Raw genomic sequence first — 19340 nt, forward strand, 5'->3', positions numbered from 1 at the left:
TACACCTTTAGGTGCATAATCTTATTATACAGTTGGTGGCTCTCACCATGGAACAGGTGGCTCAATTCCGTGAACAGACTTGCTCTATTCTATGGAAAAGCTGGCTCTATCCCATGGTTATATACAGTCTGTAAGAACATTAGGCCTGAACTCCCAGGGATAATTCATCTGAACAAGAAAGAACACGTAGTTTTTGTATCCTTCCTTTTGTAATGAAGTCAGCTCCTTGATATGCTTGCTTCCTCTGTCAGTAGGTGCATCGGGGAATTTAGCTATCTTGTTATCTTCCAAAGTGACACCTTTCACTTCGATAAAACCGGTTGACTCTCTGGTTTCATAATAAAAATCAAATCGCGACTTCCCCATTCCAACCTCAGGCTTCAAGAAATGTATGTCTGTTAATTCCGTTATCTTTTTATTTAGTATCCCTTCTTCCACTACCTTGTTTGGGATTTGAGAATCTATGTTTATCAGAACTTCTTTATCTAAAATCCTCTTTTCTACGCCAATCAAATCAAACCTTGTCTTTCTATTAGGATTTTCAGACTTGTCAAGATAAACCTTGGCTCCGTGCAATAAGATTTCTTTGCATCTACCAGTATTTTTAACATGTACGGTTTCAATTTTGTCATCGACAACAACATTCGCAATAAATCTATTCGGTCTGTCCACGAATTGTCCCTCGTGTATATTTCTGTATTTCATAATATCATTTCCTATTCAAAATATTTTGCATTTCAATAACTTTTTCCTTGTTCAATGAGTATTTAAAAACAGATACCATTGATGCTATAAAACTGATAGCTGAACCAAAGCCAATAACCAAACCCATTGTTATGGCTGTGGTGTCAGTTTGAAAAGCCAAATCAGAATCAAAACCGATAATTTGCAGAATCCATCCTATCAATAATAAAGTTATGGACTGGGACAGTTTATAAAACATGGTCAGAAATCCGTAATAACTTCCTTCCGCCCTTTTTCCCGAGTTGACTTCGTCAAAATCTATCACATCAGCCATCATGGAAAGAGGCAGTGTGAACAGACCTGATGTTCCGAATCCTGCAAGCAATGCAAAAGGGATGAAAAAAATTATGCTGCCGCTTACGGCATCCTTTGCGAAAGTCAATACAGCAAAAAATAGACAACTAACAAGACTCATGCCTATTCCCAATATCATTGATGGCCTTTTGTCTAACTTTTGGCTGATTTTAAACCAAATCGGCTGAGCCAGAATGGAAACTGCAAACTGGATCCCTACAATGGCTGCAATCTGTTGACTATTTAGAAAAAAAGTATACGTAAAAACATGCAGTCCCATATTCGCAATCAAAGCTGATGCTATATTGTTGAACATATATGAGAATGAAACTGCCCTGAATGCTGAATTCATAAAAATAGTCTTAAACTCGTTCAAAAGTTCAACAAAACTCAATTTCCTTGCTTTTTCATCTATTTTTTCGTTTATTACCGGTATGTACTTTTTCGTAGTACCAAAACAAATGACTGAAAAGAAAATAATTATTACTGATGAAAAGAAACCCATTTTGCTATATGAGTCAGGATTTAATTGTCCAGCCGGAAACAAGCCGGTTGGTCTAAAAAACACATACATTCCAAAAACAGAAACGAACGCCAAGCCCAACAAGAAAAATATTGTCTTTACACCTTGTATTTCAGTTCTTTCATTATAATCGTCAGACAACTCCGCTCCAAGTGCTGTATACGGTGTCACATAGATGGTGCTGAATGTTTTTATCGTCAATAGTAGAAGCACGATCAATCCGAATTTTAGAGGCAGCACCATTTCCTTGTCCAAATTCCACAATAAGAGATTGGCAGCTGCCATGCCGGCACCACCTATCAAAATATACTGGTGTCTTCTTCCAAATCTTTTCGACCTTGTAATATCTGAAATGTGTCCCATCAACGGGTCGGTCAAAGCATCCCATATGATACTCGTACTCATAGCTATTCCTATCATGGACCCGGGTATATCAAGTATTGCCGTACAATAAAAAACCAGGTAAGTCCCAATCACCTGATTGATTACACCAGTACTGAAATTTCCCGTTCCGTATCCAATTTTGTCTTTAAAAGGTATCATTTCTCACCTGTGTGTTAATTATTCATATTTTTAATTTAAACTATCAAATTATTTTAGCACAATTTGATTTTTTTATCACGGTGTTTATATTGAAATATTGCTATAACGAGTTCTTTCATTTATAATAATCATATTGGAGTATTATGCATTTAATTCAAATTTTGCTAATATATTTTCATTTTTATAGAATTTCACACTGGAGGTTGTGCAACATGTTGAAAGAATTAAGCCAGATGGCAGAAAAAAGTAGTTTTATAAGCCCTGACTTGTATACAAAGTACGAAGTTAAAAGAGGTCTGCGCGATATTACCGGTAAGGGCGTTCTTACGGGACTAACCGAAATTGGTGAGGTGCACTCCTATATAATTTGTGACAATGAAATGATCCCCGAGCCGGGAAGGCTTTTCTACAGAGGTATAGATGTTTCAGACTTGACAAAAGGATTTATGGAGGAGAATAGAAACGGATTCGAAGAAACAGTGTATTTGCTGCTTTTTGGAAATCTGCCTTCCAAGGATAAATTGGATGAATTTCAAAATCTTTTGTCCGATTTCCGAAGCCTTCCCCGTTCATTTGTTCGGGATATGATTCTAAAGGCTCCCAGCAAAGATGTCATGAACATGCTTGCCAGAAGCGTTTTAGCCCTATACAGCTATGATGACAATGCAGATGACATTTCAATTGAAAATGTTTTGAGACAAAGTCTTGGTTTGATAGCCCAGTTCCCTTTATTGGCTGTCTACAGCTATCAGGCAATCAACCATTATTATGGAAACAAGAGTCTTATCATACACAGCCCTCGAAAGGATTACTCTACTGCAGAAAATATTCTGCACCTTTTAAGGCCTGACAGTTCATTTACACCCTTGGAGGCAAAAATACTGGATTTATCACTTGTCTTACACGCCGAGCATGGTGGTGGAAATAATTCTACTTTTACAACTCATGTAGTAAGTTCAGCAGGAACTGACACATATTCATCAGTAGCTGCCGCATTGAGTTCATTAAAAGGTCCCAGACATGGGGGTGCAAATATCAAAGTAGTCCAGATGTTTGACGATTTAAAAGCAAATGTCAAGGATTGGACAGACCATGATCAAATCAAATCTTATTTGAAAAGCTTGCTTGACAAGGAAGCTTTTGACAAAACTGGACTGATTTATGGAATGGGTCATGCCGTTTATTCAATATCCGACCCCCGCGCCGAAATCTTAAAAGCCCAGTGCCGTCAACTTGCAATCGATAAAGGTTTGGAAAATGAATTTGAATTGTACAAAAATGTCGAGATGTTGGCACAGGAAGTTATCCAAGAAGAACGAAAAATATACAAAGGCGTAAGCGCCAATGTTGATTTTTATTCAGGTTTTATCTATAGAATGTTAAACTTGCCTGAAGAACTTTTAACACCGATATTTGCTATATCTCGTATTGCCGGTTGGAGTGCCCACAGGATAGAAGAATTGGTCAACAAGGGCAAGATAATCCGTCCCGCATACAAGAGCATATCTAAAAGATGTAATTACGTTAAACTGGAAAATAGAAAATAGAAAAGATATTCGAAGGAGGATTTACTATGGGAAAAGCATTGATAATAGGAGCAGGCGGTGTTTCAAACGTCGTTGTACACAAGTGCTGCCAAAATTCAGACGTTTTTGAAGAAATCTGTTTGGCCAGCAGAACAAAATCAAAATGCGACGCCATCGTTGCAGGACTTCCTGAAACTAAAACCAAGGTAACTACGGCTCAAGTGGATGCTGACAAAACGGAAGAAGTGGTGACACTTATAAGAAGCTTTGAACCTGATATAGTTATAAACGTAGCACTGCCTTACCAAGACTTGACAATAATGGATGCCTGTCTTGAAACGGGAGTGGATTATCTGGATACTGCAAATTATGAACCGCCTGATGTGCCAAAGTTTGAATACAAATGGCAATGGGCTTACAAGGACAAGTTTGAAAAAGCTGGAATCACAGCATTATTGGGAAGCGGATTTGACCCGGGAGTAACAGGTGTATTTAGCGCCTATGCTCAAAAACATTACTTCGACGAGATCCACTACATTGATATCGTTGATGCAAATGCCGGTGATCACGGTTATCCATTCGCCACAAACTTCAACCCTGAAATCAACATTAGAGAAATTACGTCGAACGGAAGATATTACAAAGATGGAGAATGGATCGAAACCAAGCCACTCGAAATCAAGAAAACCTACGATCTTCCAACTATTGGTGAAAAGGACATTTACCTTTTGTACCATGAAGAATTGGAATCACTTTCTAAAAATATTCGCGGAATCAAGCAAATCAGATTTTGGATGACATTTTCAGAAAAATACCTGACACATTTAAAAGTTCTTCAAAATGTTGGCATGACATCGATCGAACCAATAGAATTTGAAGGCAAGAAAATAGCTCCATTACATTTCTTGAAAGCAGTACTTCCAGATCCAGCATCATTAGGGCCTAGAACCAAAGGTAAAACAAATATCGGTTGCATCTTCCAAGGAATAAAAAATGGCGAACCCAAGACTTACTATGTTTATAATATATGCGATCATCAGGAAGCTTACAAAGAAGTCGGTTCTCAAGCGATTTCGTACACTACCGGTGTTCCAGCAATGATAGGTGCGATGCTGATGCTAAAAGGAATATGGAAAAAACCCGGCGTTTTCAATGTCGAGGAATTCGATCCGGATCCATTTATGGATGCTTTGAATAAAAACGGTCTTCCCTGGCATGAGTCATTTGAACCAGTGTTGTTGGACTAGGAGGTTTTCATGGGAATAGATTTCGATAAGGTACCCACTCCATGCTATGTAGTGGATGAGAGTCTTATAAAAAAGAATCTTGAAACTCTAAAATCAGTTCAAGACAAAACAGGCTGTAAAATATTATTGGCACTCAAGGGCTTTTCCATGCACTCCTTATTCCCCTTGATTGGTGAATATCTTAAAGGAATAACGGCAAGTTCCTTGTTTGAGGCGCGACTTGGCTTTGAAAAGATGGGAAAGGAAGTCCACGCTTATGCACCAGCTTTTGTTGAAGATGATTTTGAAGAACTTATGGGGTATGTTGATCATCTTGTTTTTAATTCCTTCTCACAATGGATGAAATACAAACCCAAAATTGAAAGCAATAAAAACAAAAAAATCGAGTGTGGAATAAGGATAAATCCGCAGTACTCTGAAATTTCGACTCCGATTTATAACCCTTGCTACACTAATTCACGTCTTGGCGTAACACTGGAAAACTTTAGACCGGATCTGCTTGAAGGTATTCAAGGTCTGCATTTTCACACTATGTGCGAACAAAATTCCGATACACTCGAACGAACAATAAAAGTGATTGATGAAAAATTCGGTGAGTATTTAAAAGGGATGAAGTGGCTTAATTTTGGTGGTGGCCACCATATTACACGAGATGATTACGATATTGAGAAACTGATCAAATCAATAAATTTTATGAAAGATAAATACGATCTCCAGATATACTTAGAGCCCGGTGAGGCTATCGCTTTAAATACGGGATATTTGGTAGGCTCTGTTTTGGATATCGTAAACAACGGAATGGATATTGCTATTCTTGACGTGAGTGCTGCATGCCATATGCCTGACGTATTGGAGATGCCTTATAGACCGAATATAATTGGATCCGAATTGCCGGGAATCTATCCGCATACCTACCGACTGGGCGGCAATACGTGTTTGGCCGGAGACATAATAGGAGATTACTCGTTCAAAGAACCCTTAAAACCCGGAGATAAACTGGTGTTTTGTGACATGGCTCACTATACCATGGTGAAAAACAACATGTTCAACGGTGTCAACCTTCCTTCCATAGCTACACATTCTGAAACGGAGGGTTTAAAAATCATTAGAAAATTTCATTTTGAAGACTACGCCAACAGATTATCATAAAAAACAGCCGAGAACAGAACAACTGTCTCGGCTGATTTAAGGAGAAAAAATGAGACTACGAAAAAAACCCTGGGCCGAACCTGAAATGAGACTTGATAACAAGGTGATATTCACTCCGTCGGACCTTAAGGGTAAATGGAAAAATGAATTCGGAAATTCAAATCCAATTTGTTTGGAGATTGGCAGTGGCAAAGGTAAATTTATAACCGAATTGGCTCTGGCTAACCCAGATGTCAATTACATTGCTCTAGATTATCAAAATGAAGTCCTTGTATATATGCTTCGAAAAGCGAATTCCATGGAATTGAACAACCTGAGGATCATCCCATCAAAAGCCGATTTCATCGATGAATATTTTGATGCAAATGAAATAACAAAAATTTTTATTAATTTCTGCAATCCTTGGCCCAAGACACGACATCAGAAAAGGCGTCTTACACATTCTGTTTTTTTGCAGAAATACAGGAAATTTTTAACGAACAAGGGTACCCTCCAACTTAAAACCGACGATCAGGGACTTTTTCTTGACAGCTTGGATTATTTAAAGGCCGAAGGGTTTGTGGATATTAAAGTCATCCACGATCTTTACAAAGAAATGATCCCGGATAATATCACTACTGAATATGAAGAAAAATTTCACGGCCAGGGAATAAAAATACGCTACGGATTATTCGAAAACCAAACTTGATTTACATTTTTTTGGGAATCCAAGGGAAGAATTTGTTTGTCACTTTGGCATACTCTCTAAATTCTTCTCTTTTCATATATTTTTTTTCAAGCAATGGAACTCCCGATACAAACAATAACAAATAAGTAATGGTCGCGGGGCTTACTATCAACCACATATCACGTACAGATACTACAGCAACTAAAAATATTCCCCACCACATAGTCGCTTCTCCAAAATAATTAGGATGCCTGGTATACTTCCATAGACCGTACTTCATAACCCTCCCCTTGTTATTCGCATCTTTGACAAACTGCCTTAACTGATAATCGCCAACAGCCTCAAAATAAAACCCTATTATCCAAATTAGCGCTCCAATGTATGATAGAAAACCTATTTTACCCGGTACCATCAAATTTACAGTTATGATTGGCAAAGCAATGATATATTGCAATAATCCTTGAACAAAAAATACGTTAAAGTACGCTTTCAAATAATAATTGCTCTCGCCCCATTTTTTTCTCATATCAACATATCTATAATCTTCAGGTTTTCCCCAGTTTCTGATGGAAATGTAAAAAAACAATCTTAGCCCCCACGCAGCCACAAAAAATGTGGTCAACATTGCCCGCTGAGTATAAATATCCCCCCTTAAAAGAGAATAAATGGCCAGAAATACAAAACCAGGTCCCCACGCAATGTCAACAATGGAATTGTTTCTCCTAATTTGAGCCAAAATAAAAACCACTCCAAAATATGCTAAAACTACAAATCCTGCTTCCAGATACAAATTCATTACCATCCCTCACTCATCTGCCATAATGGCCACAGCGACGCATCCGATTCCTGCGCTCATGGCAACTATAGGTGATATGTTCATCACATACTCAGGTTCGGATCCTAAAAGTTTAGAAAATCTTTTTCTATACTCATCAGCTCTTTCCTCCGCCCCGGCATGGATGACTGCAAATCTGAGATTGCCATTCTTACCTTTAAATTCCTTAACCCTTTTTTCAATTTTAGACGTATTTCCCTTCAAACTGAAAGCTTTGTCCAATATTGTTCCCATTCCGGAATCATCCAACGAAATAACAGGTTTTAAATTTAGTGCCCGGGCTGCCAAACCAGTCACTTTATTTACTCTTCCAGATCTCACCATATATTTTAGAGTTGTCACGCTGACAAATATTTTGGTCTTTTTTATATGGGATTCAATGCTCTCTACAACTTTTGCAACACTTAATCCACTATCTATCAATTCTGCCGCTTTAAGAACCAGTAGACCCTGTGCTCCTGAATTTTGTTTTGAATCGATCACATGTATCCGCTTTTCGTTTTCATTAAACTTTTTTGCTGCATTTAAGATAGTTTGGTAAGTTCCACTAAGTGGTTTTGCAACAGTGATGACTATTGCCGAATCATAGTTCTGAATCAAATTCCCTAAAATATTTTCAACAACCTTTAAATTAGGTTGAGATGAAGTTGGATACTCATCGATTTCATCCAATAGTTTGTAGAAGGTTTCACTGGTAATGGTCATTTTATCCAGGTACGCACTGTCTTCAATCATGAGATTCAATGGTATCATGCTAATTTGATATTTATCCATCACGTCTCTTGGGATATCGGCTATGGAATCTGTAACCAGCGCAACTGAGTACTTCCTATTGTAAATGGCATCATATTGATTTTTCATGTCATCCGCTTTTTGTTGAAGTATCTTGCCGTAATTTCTCAATGACATGAATACTTTGCTGGGATCGTTTGTATGTATGTGAATCCTAATTTTTGTATCATTTCCAGCCACTATCAATGAATCTCCCATTTGTTTTAACTCATTTTTGATTTCCTCAATATCTTGATCGATATTATTTTTCAAAATCAATCCTTCAGTGCAATATCTGAAATTAAAATTTTCATGAATACTACTCGGATGTTCTCCCAATAGCAAGGGATGTTCATCTTGAAGCATTAATTTTTCAACGATTCCAGTTTTAAGGAATTTCACGAACCCTTCAACAAAGTGAACAAACCCTTTTGCACCTGAATCCACAACAGCAGCATCTTTCAATACTTTTAGTTTTTCTGTAGTTTCTTGCAGCGATTTAATAGCAGTTTCCAATGAAATGGAAAGAAGCTCACTAAAATCACCTGCACTTTCTCTAATGCTGTACATGTGGTCTGCCCATTCTCTTATTACAGTGATCATGGTTCCTTCTACAGGATTTGAGATCGCGCTGTAAGCTTGTGGAACAGCTTTTTTTGCTGACTCTGTAAAGGATCCGATAGTTAGTTCGTCTTCATTGGTTAAATTTTTTGATATACCATTCAGATACTGGGCGAATATTATTCCCGAATTTCCTCTTGCGCCCACTAATGCAGCATCAGCTATAGACTTGAAAGTATCTGAAGCAGATTTTTCTATTTTAGCCTCTTCAATGATCGTTACCATAGTGCTTGCTAAATTATTGCCGGTATCTCCATCTGGAACTGGAAAAACATTTATATCATTTAAGTTTTGCTTTTGGGATATTACTTCATTTGCGCCTGATACAAATAAATGGTAAATATTTTCTCCTGATAATTTACTAAACCTCATAGCTCATCCCCCTACCTGTTAAGAAATGATGTGTATATCAAATATGTTATCGCAGAAGTAGATCCACTTAAAAATGTACCCCAAAGCAGGTCCACAATGGTTATAAAAACCGGCCAATCCTTAACAGTTGCAAGATTTGTCAAATCATAGGTTGCATAAGCAATAAATCCAAAAAATCCTCCAACTGTCAATGCGTATAAGAAGCTCTTTTTTTCCACCGCCGGATTTACGACAAAAAATACAATCCCACCCACAAATATCAAGTAAAAAATAACAGCCGCAACCCAGTTTACATTTTGTTTCATCAAATACCCAAGATATTTTTGGTATATATTCTTTGCTATCAAACCGAGCCACAACAAATCAATTGCAAAAAATACTATCGTGGTTACAACGTACATCTTTAAAGTTTGCATTTCAATCTCCTCCTTTCTTAAAGATATTTACCCAAAAGCCGCCATTAAATTCAACGTTGCCAACCTGTTCAAAAAAATTAGTTGAATTTATATTAAGTTTTATATAAAATGTATAAAAATACAGCAACTGAAAAATGGCTTGCAGAGAGGAAAATGTTTATGAATATGAAATTGATAAAAAGGCTTCCTTCGAAAGAAGAAATCCGAGATATTCTACCTGTTTCTTCAACGGCTCAAAAATCCAGAGAGCTTAAAATTTCTGAGATAAAATCGATATTTGAAGGAAATGACGATCGATTTTTAATAATAGTTGGTCCGTGCTCTGCTGACAATGAGAATTCGGTTTTTGACTACATTGAAAAATTGGCAAAATTACAGGAATCCGTATCGGAACAGATCCTTATTATTCCCAGGATCTATACCAATAAACCGAGAACCACAGGTGGAGGTTACAAAGGAATGCTGCATCAGCCCGACCCCAATAAAGAACCGGACATGTCTGAAGGAATCAAAGCAATGAGAAAAATGCATATTCGAGCTTTGGAGGCTTTTCATATGCCTGCAGCTGATGAAATGCTATATCCGGATAATTACTCTTATTTGGACGATATACTGGGTTACATAGCAATTGGTGCCAGATCCGTAGAAAATCAGCAACACAGGCTAACTTCAAGTGGTGTTGATATACCTGTGGGTATGAAAAATCCTACCGGCGGTGACTTGTCTGTAATGCTAAATGCCATAAATGCAGCTCAGCAGGAACATCGTTTTATATATAGAGGATTTGATGCTCAAACCTTTGGCAACCCTTTTACACATGCCATACTTAGAGGCGCTGTGGATCTGTACGGAAAAAACATTCCTAATTATCATTATGAAGACTTGAAATTCTTTTCAGAGTTATATGATAAGACCGAATTTGCAAACAAGGCAATAATCATCGATACCAATCATTCAAATTCTATGAAACGATTTAAGGAACAACCGCGGATTTCTAAGGAAATTTTATGGAGCAGAAAGTACGATCCATTGATCAAAAAAATGGTGAAGGGTTTAATGATAGAAAGTTATCTTGAAGAAGGCAGCCAGGATCTTACGGAAAACACATACGGAAAATCCATAACTGATCCGTGTCTTGGATGGAAAGATACCGAAAAACTTCTATATCATATAGCAGAAAATGTATAAAGGGCGCTCTGCCCTTTATTTTATTAATGAAAAGGGCTGATAATATGGAAAACAGATATCGCATAATAAATAATAAAACTATTTCACAGGGCAATAATGTAACATATTGGATGAGCCGCGACCAGCGGATCGAGGATAATTGGGCTCTAATCTATGCCCAAAATCAAGCTGAAACCACGAAAAAATCTTTGACCATATTATTTTGTTTGGATGAAAATTATCCTTCTGCCACCCGAAATCATTTTGACTTTATGACTACCGGTCTTCTTGAATGCAAAATATCTTCGGAAAAGTTGAATATTCCAATGCACGTATTAGTTGGATCCCCTTCGGAAATTGTACCCGAATATTTAAAGGCCTCAAATACATCTCTTTTGGTCAGTGACTTTTCTCCTCTTAGGATCAATAGATACTGGAAAGAACTAATCAACGATAAAATAGATATCCGACATGTTGAAGTAGATTCGAGAAACATAGTTCCCTGTTTTCTGGCCTCTAATAAAAAAGAATATGGTGCTTATACAATAAGACCAAAGATTAATAAAAATCTTGAATTTTATCTTACTGATTTTCCTAAAATCAAACATCATCGACTTAATAATTCAATAAAAATTCCGGAAAGTTTTAAAACATATCATTTTGACAAATTTAGTAAGGTGAGTTTTTCAGGTTCGAAACAGGCAAGGAATCTTTTGGAAAAATTTATCTTCAGTAAAATGGATAATTACGACAAAAAAAATGATCCTAATTCACATGTAGTATCCGAATTGTCCAAGCACCTTCATTTCGGACAGATATCCAGCCAAAGAATCGCTTTGGAAGTTATTAGAAGCAAAAATCCGGATAAGGGGTTTTTAGAAGAATTGATCATTAGAAGAGAGCTTGCGGATAATTTCTGTTTCTACGATGTAAACTATGATTCTGTAGAATCGTTTCCTCCCTGGGCAAAAAAAACCCTAAATGATCATTTAAGCGATGAAAGAGATTTCATATATGACTTTCCAGCTTTCGAAAATGGTCTCACCCACGATCCATTATGGAACGCAGCACAAAAACAATTAATAAATACTGGTTATATGCATGGATACATGCGAATGTACTGGGCCAAAAAAATACTTGAATGGACTCCTTCTCCTTCAGAGGCCATGAAAATTGCAATTCATTTAAATGACACCTATTCTTTAGATGGGAGAGATCCCAATGGGTATGCGGGCATTGCCTGGTCCATCGGCGGTGTCCACGACAGAGCTTGGAAAGAAAGACCTGTGTTTGGTAAGATCCGCTATATGAATTACAACGGTTGCAAAAGAAAATTCGATGTAGAAAAATATATATCCGAATACATATAAAAAAACGAACGACCTTTCAGTCGTTCATTTTTATTTGAGTAAAATCAACCTTTTTTGATAGCATCAAATTTACAGGCTTCATAACAAGCTCCGCACTTGATACATTTACTTTGGTCTATGACATGTACTTTTTTGGGCGCCCCTTCAATACAGTTTACTGGACAAACTCTTGCGCAAGCAGTACAACCGACACATTTATCAGGGATTATTTCATAGCTCAAAAGATTTTGACACACACCCGAAGGACATTTCTTTTCATTGACATGTGCCTCGTACTCATGCCTGAAGTACTTTAAAGTCGATAAAACCGGATTTGGGGCAGTTTGACCTAAACCGCAAAGTGATGTATCTTTAATTGCCGATCCGAGTTCTTCAAGCATTTTCAAATCTTCGGGGGTTCCTTTTCCTTCCGTGATTTTTTCTAGGATTTCCAAAAGTCTTTTATTTCCGACCCTGCAAGGAGTACATTTTCCGCATGACTCTTCGACAGTAAATTCCAAATAAAATTTCGCAATATTTACCATGCAATCATCTTCATCCAATACTATCATTCCACCTGAACCCATCATGGATCCAATCTGAATCAATGAATCATAATCTATTGGAGTATCTAGAAATTGATCGCTGATACATCCACCGGACGGTCCACCGGTTTGAACAGCTTTAAATTTCTTACCGTTTTTAATTCCACCACCAATTTCATAAATAATTTCTCTAAGTGTTATTCCCATAGGAACTTCTACCAGACCGACATTATTTATTTTCCCAGCTAACGCAAAAACCTTTGTCCCTTTGGATTTTTCCGTACCGATTTTTGCAAACCAGTCAGATCCTCTATTGATTATTACAGGGATGTTTGCAAGTGTTTCAACATTGTTAACTATTGTAGGTTTTCCCCAAACGCCACTTTCCGCAGGGAATGGAGGCTTAGTGGTAGGTTCTCCTCTTTTCCCTTCGATAGAGTGAATTAGAGCTGTCTCCTCACCGCATACAAACGCACCCGCACCCAGTTTTAACTCGATATCAAAATTAAATCCACTTCCAAATATATCCTCACCCAGCATCCCAGTTTCCTTTGCCTGGGCAATTGCGATTTTCAATCTTTCTATTGCCAAAGGATATTCCGCTCTAATGTAAATATAGCCGTGACTTGCGCCTATCGCATAACCTGCAATCGCCATGGCTTCCAGAACAGAATGCGGATCTCCTTCCAGAATCGATCTATCCATAAATGCTCCCGGATCACCTTCATCAGCATTGCACACAACATATTTTTGATCTGCATCGTATTTAGTTGCGAAGTCCCACTTCATACCAGTGGGGAAACCTCCACCACCTCTTCCGCGAAGTCCCGATTCTTTGACTGAATCTATAACATCTCTTGGTGTCATTTGAGTAACAGCTTTACCCAGCGCTTGATAACCGTCATTTGCAAAATACTCATTAATATTTTCAGGATCAATGAAACCGCAGTTTCTCAAAGCGATCCTCAATTGTTTTTTGTAAAATGGCATTTCTTTATGCTCAGCCAGTTTCACTTCCAAAGTCGGTTCTTCGTATAGAAGTCTTTCGATCCGTCTACCTTTCACCAAGTGTTCAGCCACTATTTCCTTGGCATCTTCAGGTTTGACTTCAATATAAAAGACATTATCTGGATATACCTTTACTATAGGACCTTTTTCACAAAAGCCAAAACATCCTGTTACCAATGCCTGAACATCATTTTCCAACCCGTTTGCCTTTATCTCTTCTCTTAATGTTTCCAATAATATGTCGCTGTCGGAAGCGTGGCAACCTGTACCTCCACAAACCAACAAATGCATTTTATAACTCATCAAGATATCCCCCTATTCTCTCGCCGTATTAAATGATTTGTTCATAATGGCATTTTCCAATAATATGCCTTGTTTAATATGTTTTTGAATAATTTCTCTTCCTCTTTCTTCGTCTACCAAACTATATACTACCGACGGTTTATCGGGAAAAAGAACCTCGACTATTGGTTCCTCTTCACAAAAGCCCATACAACCGGTCTGAGTAACACTGACATTTGTAATATTTTCCTTCTCAAGTTCATCAACTATGGCATTCATAGTCTCTCTGGCACCTGATGCGATACCGCAAGTAGCCATTCCTACCCTGATTTGTACTCTATCTTCACTTTCAGATGTTGATCTAAGATTAAAGGACTTCTCAGCTTCTTCTCTGATTTTCATCAATTCATCCAAAGACTTGATCTTGCTCATTTGTATTTCCTCCTAATCGTTGTATTCCGCCAAGATTTTGTTGACTTCTTTTGGCTTTATTTTGCCGTATACTTTTCCATTTATCATGACTACCGGAGCTAAACCGCAGGCTCCAACACATCTTAATCCGTCCAAAGAAAACTTTCCGTCAGGTGTAGTTTCACCAATCTTCAAATCAAGTTTTTTCTCCAACTCATTTACGATCTTATCGGCTCCTCTAACGAAGCAAGCTGTCCCGAGACAAACATTGATCGCGTATTTACCTTTTGGTACGGTGGTAAAGTAAGAATAAAAGGTTACAACTCCATACACTTTATTTGCTGGAACATTCAATTTATCTGCGATAAACTCCTGAACCTCTCTCGGCAAGTATCCGCATATTTCTTGAGCTTTGTGCAATACTGCTATAATGGCATTCTCTTTATCTGGTATTGCCTCGATGAATCGTTCAAGCTCATCGTACATCTCTTTTGTAAGCTGATTGTTTTCCATACAAATCCTCCTTGTAGTAAAAATAATTATGTGTTCATGCAATTTGACGTCAGGCACAGATACACTTATGAGATACGACTTATACTGTGATAAGGATCAATGCAACCGTATACAATATAGCACTCCCATTTGCCTATACAACCTATTATAACGCTAAAACACTTATTTTGAAACCGTTATCTTAAAATAGCAAATCCAATAGTAAATTGGATCATACCCAAACCTAATTTTACAATAGTGAGAATATTAGCGCAAGTATTTTGCTACTAAACTTTTTTATTTAAACCCGACTGTTCTTTTCTGATATAATTAGAAATAAAATCTAGGAGAAATTATGAAAACATTTAAAGATATTTCAAGTTTAAAATCGCATATTCAAAGTCACCCATTGGTTTTATTAATGATCTCATCTTCGGGTTGCAATGTCTGTGATTCGATCCTTGCTCAAATGACCAATTTTGAAAGAGAACATTCCAATGTTGAATTTGTAATGTCCAAATTGGATGATATGCCCAATCTTTCAGGAGAATTTGTGGTTTTCACTGTGCCGACGATCCTTGTATTTTTTGAAGGACGGGAAATTCTGAGAATGTCTCGGTTTATAGATTGGCTGAAATTAGATAAAGTATTGACCATGGCCTGCCAATAATCATATACAAAAATCAAAAGATCCCCTGCGCAGTTAAGTTACTTGCTCTGGCAAGGAATCTTGAATAATCTAAATGCTCAATTCAGAGGTGCAGCGTGGGCATCTTGTTGCATCTTTATTAATTTCCTCAAAACAATACGGGCATGTTTTTGTATTTGCCGGCGGTGTTGCTTCTTCTTCTTTTTTCTTCAAGCTGTTCAACTTTTTGATCACTAGGAATATGGAAAATGCAATAATCAAAAAATCTACGATATTATTTATGAACAATCCATAATTCAACGTCAAGGCTCCAGCAGCCTGAGCCTCCTCCAATGTTGCAAAATTACCTTCACTCAGAACGACAAACAAATTGGTGAAATCCATATTGCCGACTAACATACCTACCAGAGGCATTATAATGTCATTTACCAGAGATGTTACGATTTTCCCAAATGCGCCACCAATTATGATGCCAACCGCCAAGTCGATCATGTTCCCTTTCAATGCAAAAGCCTTGAATTCTTTTAGCATGAAATCACTCTCCTCGTATTATAGATTCTTATACTAGTATTATATCCTTTTTTTTAATTTTTAAAATAAAAAACTGTCTGATTATATAATCAGACAGCGAAATTTGTCATAATCAATTGAAATACCCTTTTACCTTGTCCCAAAAACTTTTTCCCTGTTCATGAATTTCATGCTGTCCGGATGTTTCGGCAAACTTTCTCAACAATTCCTTCTGATCATCGTTCAGCTTTTTAGGAATCTCCACTTTTACTTTTACGTACTGATCACCTTTGCCGTATCCCATGGGATTGACCACACCTCTGCCTTTCATTCGGAATGTTTGGTGAGATTGTGTGCCTTCAGGTATTGCAAATTTGATCTGTGCAACTTTCTTTTTGGATTCATCAAGTGAAGGTATCAATATTTCATCTCCAAGAGCTGCTTGCACGAATGTTATTGGTATCTCACAAAATATGTCGTTTCCTTCTCTTTCGAAAAATTCGTGAGGTTTAACACTGAAATATACGTATACGTCTCCCTTTGGACCGCCAAGCACTCCAGGTTCCCCCTCGCCTCTGAGAGGTAAAACAGATTCATTGTCCACTCCTGCTGGAATATTTATTTTGATCTTGCGTTCTTTTCTAACTTGTCCCTTGCCATTACATGTTTTGCAAGGTTTATCTATTATTTTCCCTTGACCGTGGCAAACATCACACGCTTTGACCGTCTGCATCATCCCGAAAGGCGTTCGTTGATTTACTTTGACTTGACCTGAGCCTCCGCAATTGGAACAAGTTTTTACATCAGACTCGCTTTCTGCTCCCAGACCATTGCATGTCTCACAATCTTCATTTCTATTGATTTTGATTTCTTTCTCTACGCCGAACACGGCCTCCTCGAAGCTCAAATCAACTTTGATCCTTATGTCTTGGCCCTTTTGCGGTCTTCTTGAACGTCCGCCACCTGAAAAACCACCACCAAACATATCAAAAATATCTCCAAAAATATCTTCGAATCCACTACCACCGAAGCCTCCAAATCCACCTGCTCCGCTCCCCATGCCTGCATGACCAAACTGATCATATTGTGATCTTTTTGATTTATCGCCCAAGACCTCGTAGGCTTCATTCACTTCTTTAAAATTGTCTTCAGCAACTTTATCATCCGGATTTCTGTCTGGATGATATTTCATAGCCAATTTTCTGTATGCTTTTTTTATCTCATCTTCTGAAGCGTTCTTTTCTACACCCAGAACTTCATAATAGTCTCTTTTACTCATAATTTCTCCCCTTGCTAATGATTCAAGGCTTTATAATATCATAAACCAGCAACCAAGGCAAATCGCATTGGTTGCTGAGTTGAGATTATTTACTGTCTTCGTCATCCACTACTTCGTAATCAGCATCAACCACGTCGTCATTTTCTTCTGTTTGTTGCCCTTGTTCCGAACCTGGTTCCTGAGAACTTTGTTCGTATAATTTTTGAGCTATAGGGTGGAATGCTTCGTTAAGTGCCTCAGTAGATTTTTTAATTGACTCCACATCTGTTCCTTCCATTTTTTCCTTCAGATCTTTGACTGCATCTTCTACCTTTTGTTTCTCTTCACCAGTAACTTTGTCTCCAAGATCTTTAAGAGATTTTTCTATTTGATATATAGTGGAATCGGCAGTGTTTTTAACTTCTACTTCTTCTTTTTTCTTTTTGTCTTCTTCTGCAAATTTCTCAGCTTCTTTTACTGCTTTTTCAATTTCGTCATCACTCATGTTGGTTGAAGACTGTATAACGACATTCTGTGATTTTCCTGTTCCCATATCCTTAGCGGAAACATTTACGATCCCATTTGCATCGATATCAAAAGTTACCTCTATTTGAGGTATTCCCCTTGGTGCTGGGGCTATTCCTGCTAATTGGAATCTACCAAGAGTTTTGTTGTAAGCAGCCATTTCACGTTCACCTTGAAGTACGTGTATGTCTACTGCCGTCTGATTATCAGCTGCAGTTGAGAAAATCTGGCTTTTCTTTGTAGGTATGGTCGTATTTCTTTCAATCAGCTTGGTAAATACTCCACCCATTGTTTCAATTCCCAGTGACAAAGGAGTTACATCCAAAAGAAGTACATCTTTTACTTCTCCTGCCAATACTCCGCCCTGGATCGCTGCACCGATTGCAACGCACTCGTCAGGATTGATTCCCTTATATGCATCTTTACCTGTAATTTTCTTGACAGCTTCCTGGACTGCAGGCGTTCTTGTAGAGCCACCGACCAAAATTACTTTATCTATTTTATTTGCTTCAAGTCCGGCATCCTTAAGAGCATTCTTGACCGGTCCAACCGTTCTTTCGACCAAATCAGAAGTCAATTCGTCAAATTTTGATCTGGTAAGTGTTATATCCAAGTGCTTCGGTCCCTCTTGAGTCGCAGTAATAAACGGCAAGTTTATATTTGAGCTCATTACTCCAGACAACTCGATTTTAGCCTTTTCAGCCGCTTCTTTCAGTCTTTGGAGAGCTATCTTGTCATTTCTAAGATCCACTCCATTTTCTCTTTTGAATTCGTCAGCCAAGTAATCAATTATCTTTTGGTCAAAATCATCTCCACCCAAGTGATTGTCTCCATTGGTGGCCAATACTTCAAAAACTCCATCGCCAAGTTCAAGGATCGAGACGTCAAAAGTTCCTCCACCTAGATCATACACCATGATCTTTTGGCTTTCGCCTTTGTCAAGGCCATATGCCAGAGAAGCTGCAGTAGGCTCGTTTATGATTCTCAAAACTTCCAGCCCGGCTATTTTGCCCGCATCTTTAGTAGCCTGTCTTTGGCTGTCACTAAAATAAGCTGGAACGGTAATTACAGCTTTTGTAACTGTCTCACCCAAATAAGCTTCCGCATCTGATTTCAGTTTTTGTAGAACCATCGCTGAAATTTGTTGTGGTGTGTAATCAGTTCCGTCGATTGTCACTTTATGATTTGTACCCATTTCTCTTTTGATCGATGAAACAGTTCTATCAGGATTTGTTACAGCTTGTCTCTTTGCAACTTGTCCTACCAATCGTTCGCCATCTTTAGTGAAAGCTACAACTGACGGAGTCGTTCTATTACCTTCTGCATTAGGGATAACAACCGGCTCCCCACCTTCAAGTACAGCTACACATGAATTTGTTGTCCCCAAGTCGATTCCTATTATTTTTTCTTTTCCCATATTTATATCCTCCTAATTT

Annotated in this window: 18 protein-coding genes; 7 read left to right on the forward strand and 11 right to left on the reverse strand. The window is 37.9% G+C overall.

All coding sequences use genetic code 11. The annotated features are described in order from the left end of the window. Positions 1–117: 117 nt before the first annotated feature. Positions 118–705: a DNA/RNA nuclease SfsA gene (gene sfsA / locus IWB18_RS09610; RefSeq protein ID WP_195683406.1), complete on the reverse strand. Its 588-nt coding sequence runs from the start codon at positions 703–705 to the stop codon at positions 118–120. Between the two features lie 4 nt (positions 706–709). Then, positions 710–2104 carry an MFS transporter gene (locus IWB18_RS09615; protein ID WP_195683407.1) on the reverse strand — a complete coding sequence of 465 codons (1395 nt, stop codon included), beginning with the start codon at positions 2102–2104 and terminating at the stop codon, positions 710–712. Positions 2105–2316: 212 nt separating this feature from the next. Between IWB18_RS09615 and IWB18_RS09620 the strand changes: the two genes are divergently transcribed. Genes IWB18_RS09620 through trmB form a run of 4 tightly spaced genes read left to right on the forward strand, consistent with a single transcriptional unit; the run spans position 2317 to position 6714 of the window. Next, positions 2317–3651 (forward strand): citrate/2-methylcitrate synthase, encoded by a 1335-nt coding sequence (locus IWB18_RS09620; protein ID WP_225877825.1) that lies wholly within the window; start codon positions 2317–2319, stop codon positions 3649–3651. A 26-nt stretch (positions 3652–3677) separates the two neighbouring features. Beyond that, entirely contained in the window at positions 3678–4877 is a 1200-nt protein-coding gene (locus tag IWB18_RS09625; RefSeq protein ID WP_195683409.1) for a saccharopine dehydrogenase family protein, read from the forward strand. 9 nt (positions 4878–4886) lie between these two features. Continuing rightward, positions 4887–6026 (forward strand): carboxynorspermidine decarboxylase, encoded by a 1140-nt coding sequence (gene nspC, locus IWB18_RS09630; protein ID WP_195683410.1) that lies wholly within the window; start codon positions 4887–4889, stop codon positions 6024–6026. Between the two features lie 49 nt (positions 6027–6075). Next, a complete protein-coding gene (gene trmB / locus IWB18_RS09635; protein ID WP_195683411.1) occupies positions 6076–6714 on the forward strand; it encodes a tRNA (guanosine(46)-N7)-methyltransferase TrmB in 639 nt (212 codons plus the stop codon). A 1-nt stretch (position 6715) separates the two neighbouring features. On the opposite strand, the gene IWB18_RS09640 is transcribed toward trmB, so the two are convergent. From IWB18_RS09640 to IWB18_RS09650, 3 genes are read right to left on the reverse strand one after another with little or no spacing between them, the layout of a single operon-like run. Then, positions 6716–7495 (reverse strand): DUF1295 domain-containing protein, encoded by a 780-nt coding sequence (locus tag IWB18_RS09640; protein WP_207740803.1) that lies wholly within the window; start codon positions 7493–7495, stop codon positions 6716–6718. A gap of 3 nt (positions 7496–7498) precedes the next feature. After that, positions 7499–9292 carry a DAK2 domain-containing protein gene (locus tag IWB18_RS09645; protein ID WP_195683412.1) on the reverse strand — a complete coding sequence of 598 codons (1794 nt, stop codon included), beginning with the start codon at positions 9290–9292 and terminating at the stop codon, positions 7499–7501. Between the two features lie 11 nt (positions 9293–9303). Continuing rightward, positions 9304–9708 (reverse strand): DUF2177 family protein, encoded by a 405-nt coding sequence (locus IWB18_RS09650; RefSeq protein ID WP_195683413.1) that lies wholly within the window; start codon positions 9706–9708, stop codon positions 9304–9306. A 159-nt stretch (positions 9709–9867) separates the two neighbouring features. On the opposite strand from IWB18_RS09650, the gene IWB18_RS09655 reads away from it, so the two are divergent. Together IWB18_RS09655 and IWB18_RS09660 are read left to right on the forward strand one after the other, a co-directional pair. Next, positions 9868–10896 (forward strand): 3-deoxy-7-phosphoheptulonate synthase, encoded by a 1029-nt coding sequence (locus IWB18_RS09655; protein ID WP_195683414.1) that lies wholly within the window; start codon positions 9868–9870, stop codon positions 10894–10896. A 26-nt stretch (positions 10897–10922) separates the two neighbouring features. Next, entirely contained in the window at positions 10923–12245 is a 1323-nt protein-coding gene (locus IWB18_RS09660) for a deoxyribodipyrimidine photo-lyase (protein WP_207740804.1), read from the forward strand. A 44-nt stretch (positions 12246–12289) separates the two neighbouring features. Here the strand turns inward: IWB18_RS09660 and nuoF are convergent, their stop codons facing one another. Genes nuoF through nuoE form a run of 3 tightly spaced genes read right to left on the reverse strand, consistent with a single transcriptional unit; the run spans position 12290 to position 14983 of the window. Further along, positions 12290–14080 (reverse strand): NADH-quinone oxidoreductase subunit NuoF, encoded by a 1791-nt coding sequence (gene nuoF / locus IWB18_RS09665; protein WP_195683415.1) that lies wholly within the window; start codon positions 14078–14080, stop codon positions 12290–12292. A gap of 12 nt (positions 14081–14092) precedes the next feature. Then, on the reverse strand, positions 14093–14491 hold the full coding sequence (locus IWB18_RS09670) for a (2Fe-2S) ferredoxin domain-containing protein (protein ID WP_195683416.1): 399 nt from the start codon (positions 14489–14491) through the stop codon (positions 14093–14095). A gap of 12 nt (positions 14492–14503) precedes the next feature. Beyond that, complete coding sequence (gene nuoE / locus IWB18_RS09675; RefSeq protein WP_195683417.1) at positions 14504–14983, reverse strand: NADH-quinone oxidoreductase subunit NuoE; 480 nt, start codon at positions 14981–14983, stop codon at positions 14504–14506. A gap of 334 nt (positions 14984–15317) precedes the next feature. Between nuoE and IWB18_RS09680 the strand changes: the two genes are divergently transcribed. Further along, on the forward strand, positions 15318–15632 hold the full coding sequence (locus IWB18_RS09680; RefSeq protein WP_195683418.1) for a thioredoxin family protein: 315 nt from the start codon (positions 15318–15320) through the stop codon (positions 15630–15632). 69 nt (positions 15633–15701) lie between these two features. Here the strand turns inward: IWB18_RS09680 and mscL are convergent, their stop codons facing one another. The 3 genes from mscL to dnaK all read right to left on the reverse strand — a co-directional run bounded on the left by mscL (position 15702) and on the right by dnaK (position 19321). Continuing rightward, positions 15702–16142: a large conductance mechanosensitive channel protein MscL gene (gene mscL, locus IWB18_RS09685; RefSeq protein WP_195683419.1), complete on the reverse strand. Its 441-nt coding sequence runs from the start codon at positions 16140–16142 to the stop codon at positions 15702–15704. A gap of 112 nt (positions 16143–16254) precedes the next feature. Continuing rightward, the gene (dnaJ, locus tag IWB18_RS09690; RefSeq protein ID WP_195683437.1) at positions 16255–17403 is read right to left on the reverse strand and encodes a molecular chaperone DnaJ; all 1149 of its coding nucleotides are present in this window, start codon (positions 17401–17403) and stop codon (positions 16255–16257) included. A gap of 82 nt (positions 17404–17485) precedes the next feature. Next, entirely contained in the window at positions 17486–19321 is a 1836-nt protein-coding gene (gene dnaK / locus IWB18_RS09695; protein WP_195683420.1) for a molecular chaperone DnaK, read from the reverse strand. Positions 19322–19340 lie beyond the last annotated feature (19 nt).

The organism is Alkalibacter mobilis (genome assembly GCF_015594845.1).
Classification (GTDB): domain Bacteria; phylum Bacillota; class Clostridia; order Eubacteriales; family Alkalibacteraceae; genus Alkalibacter; species Alkalibacter mobilis.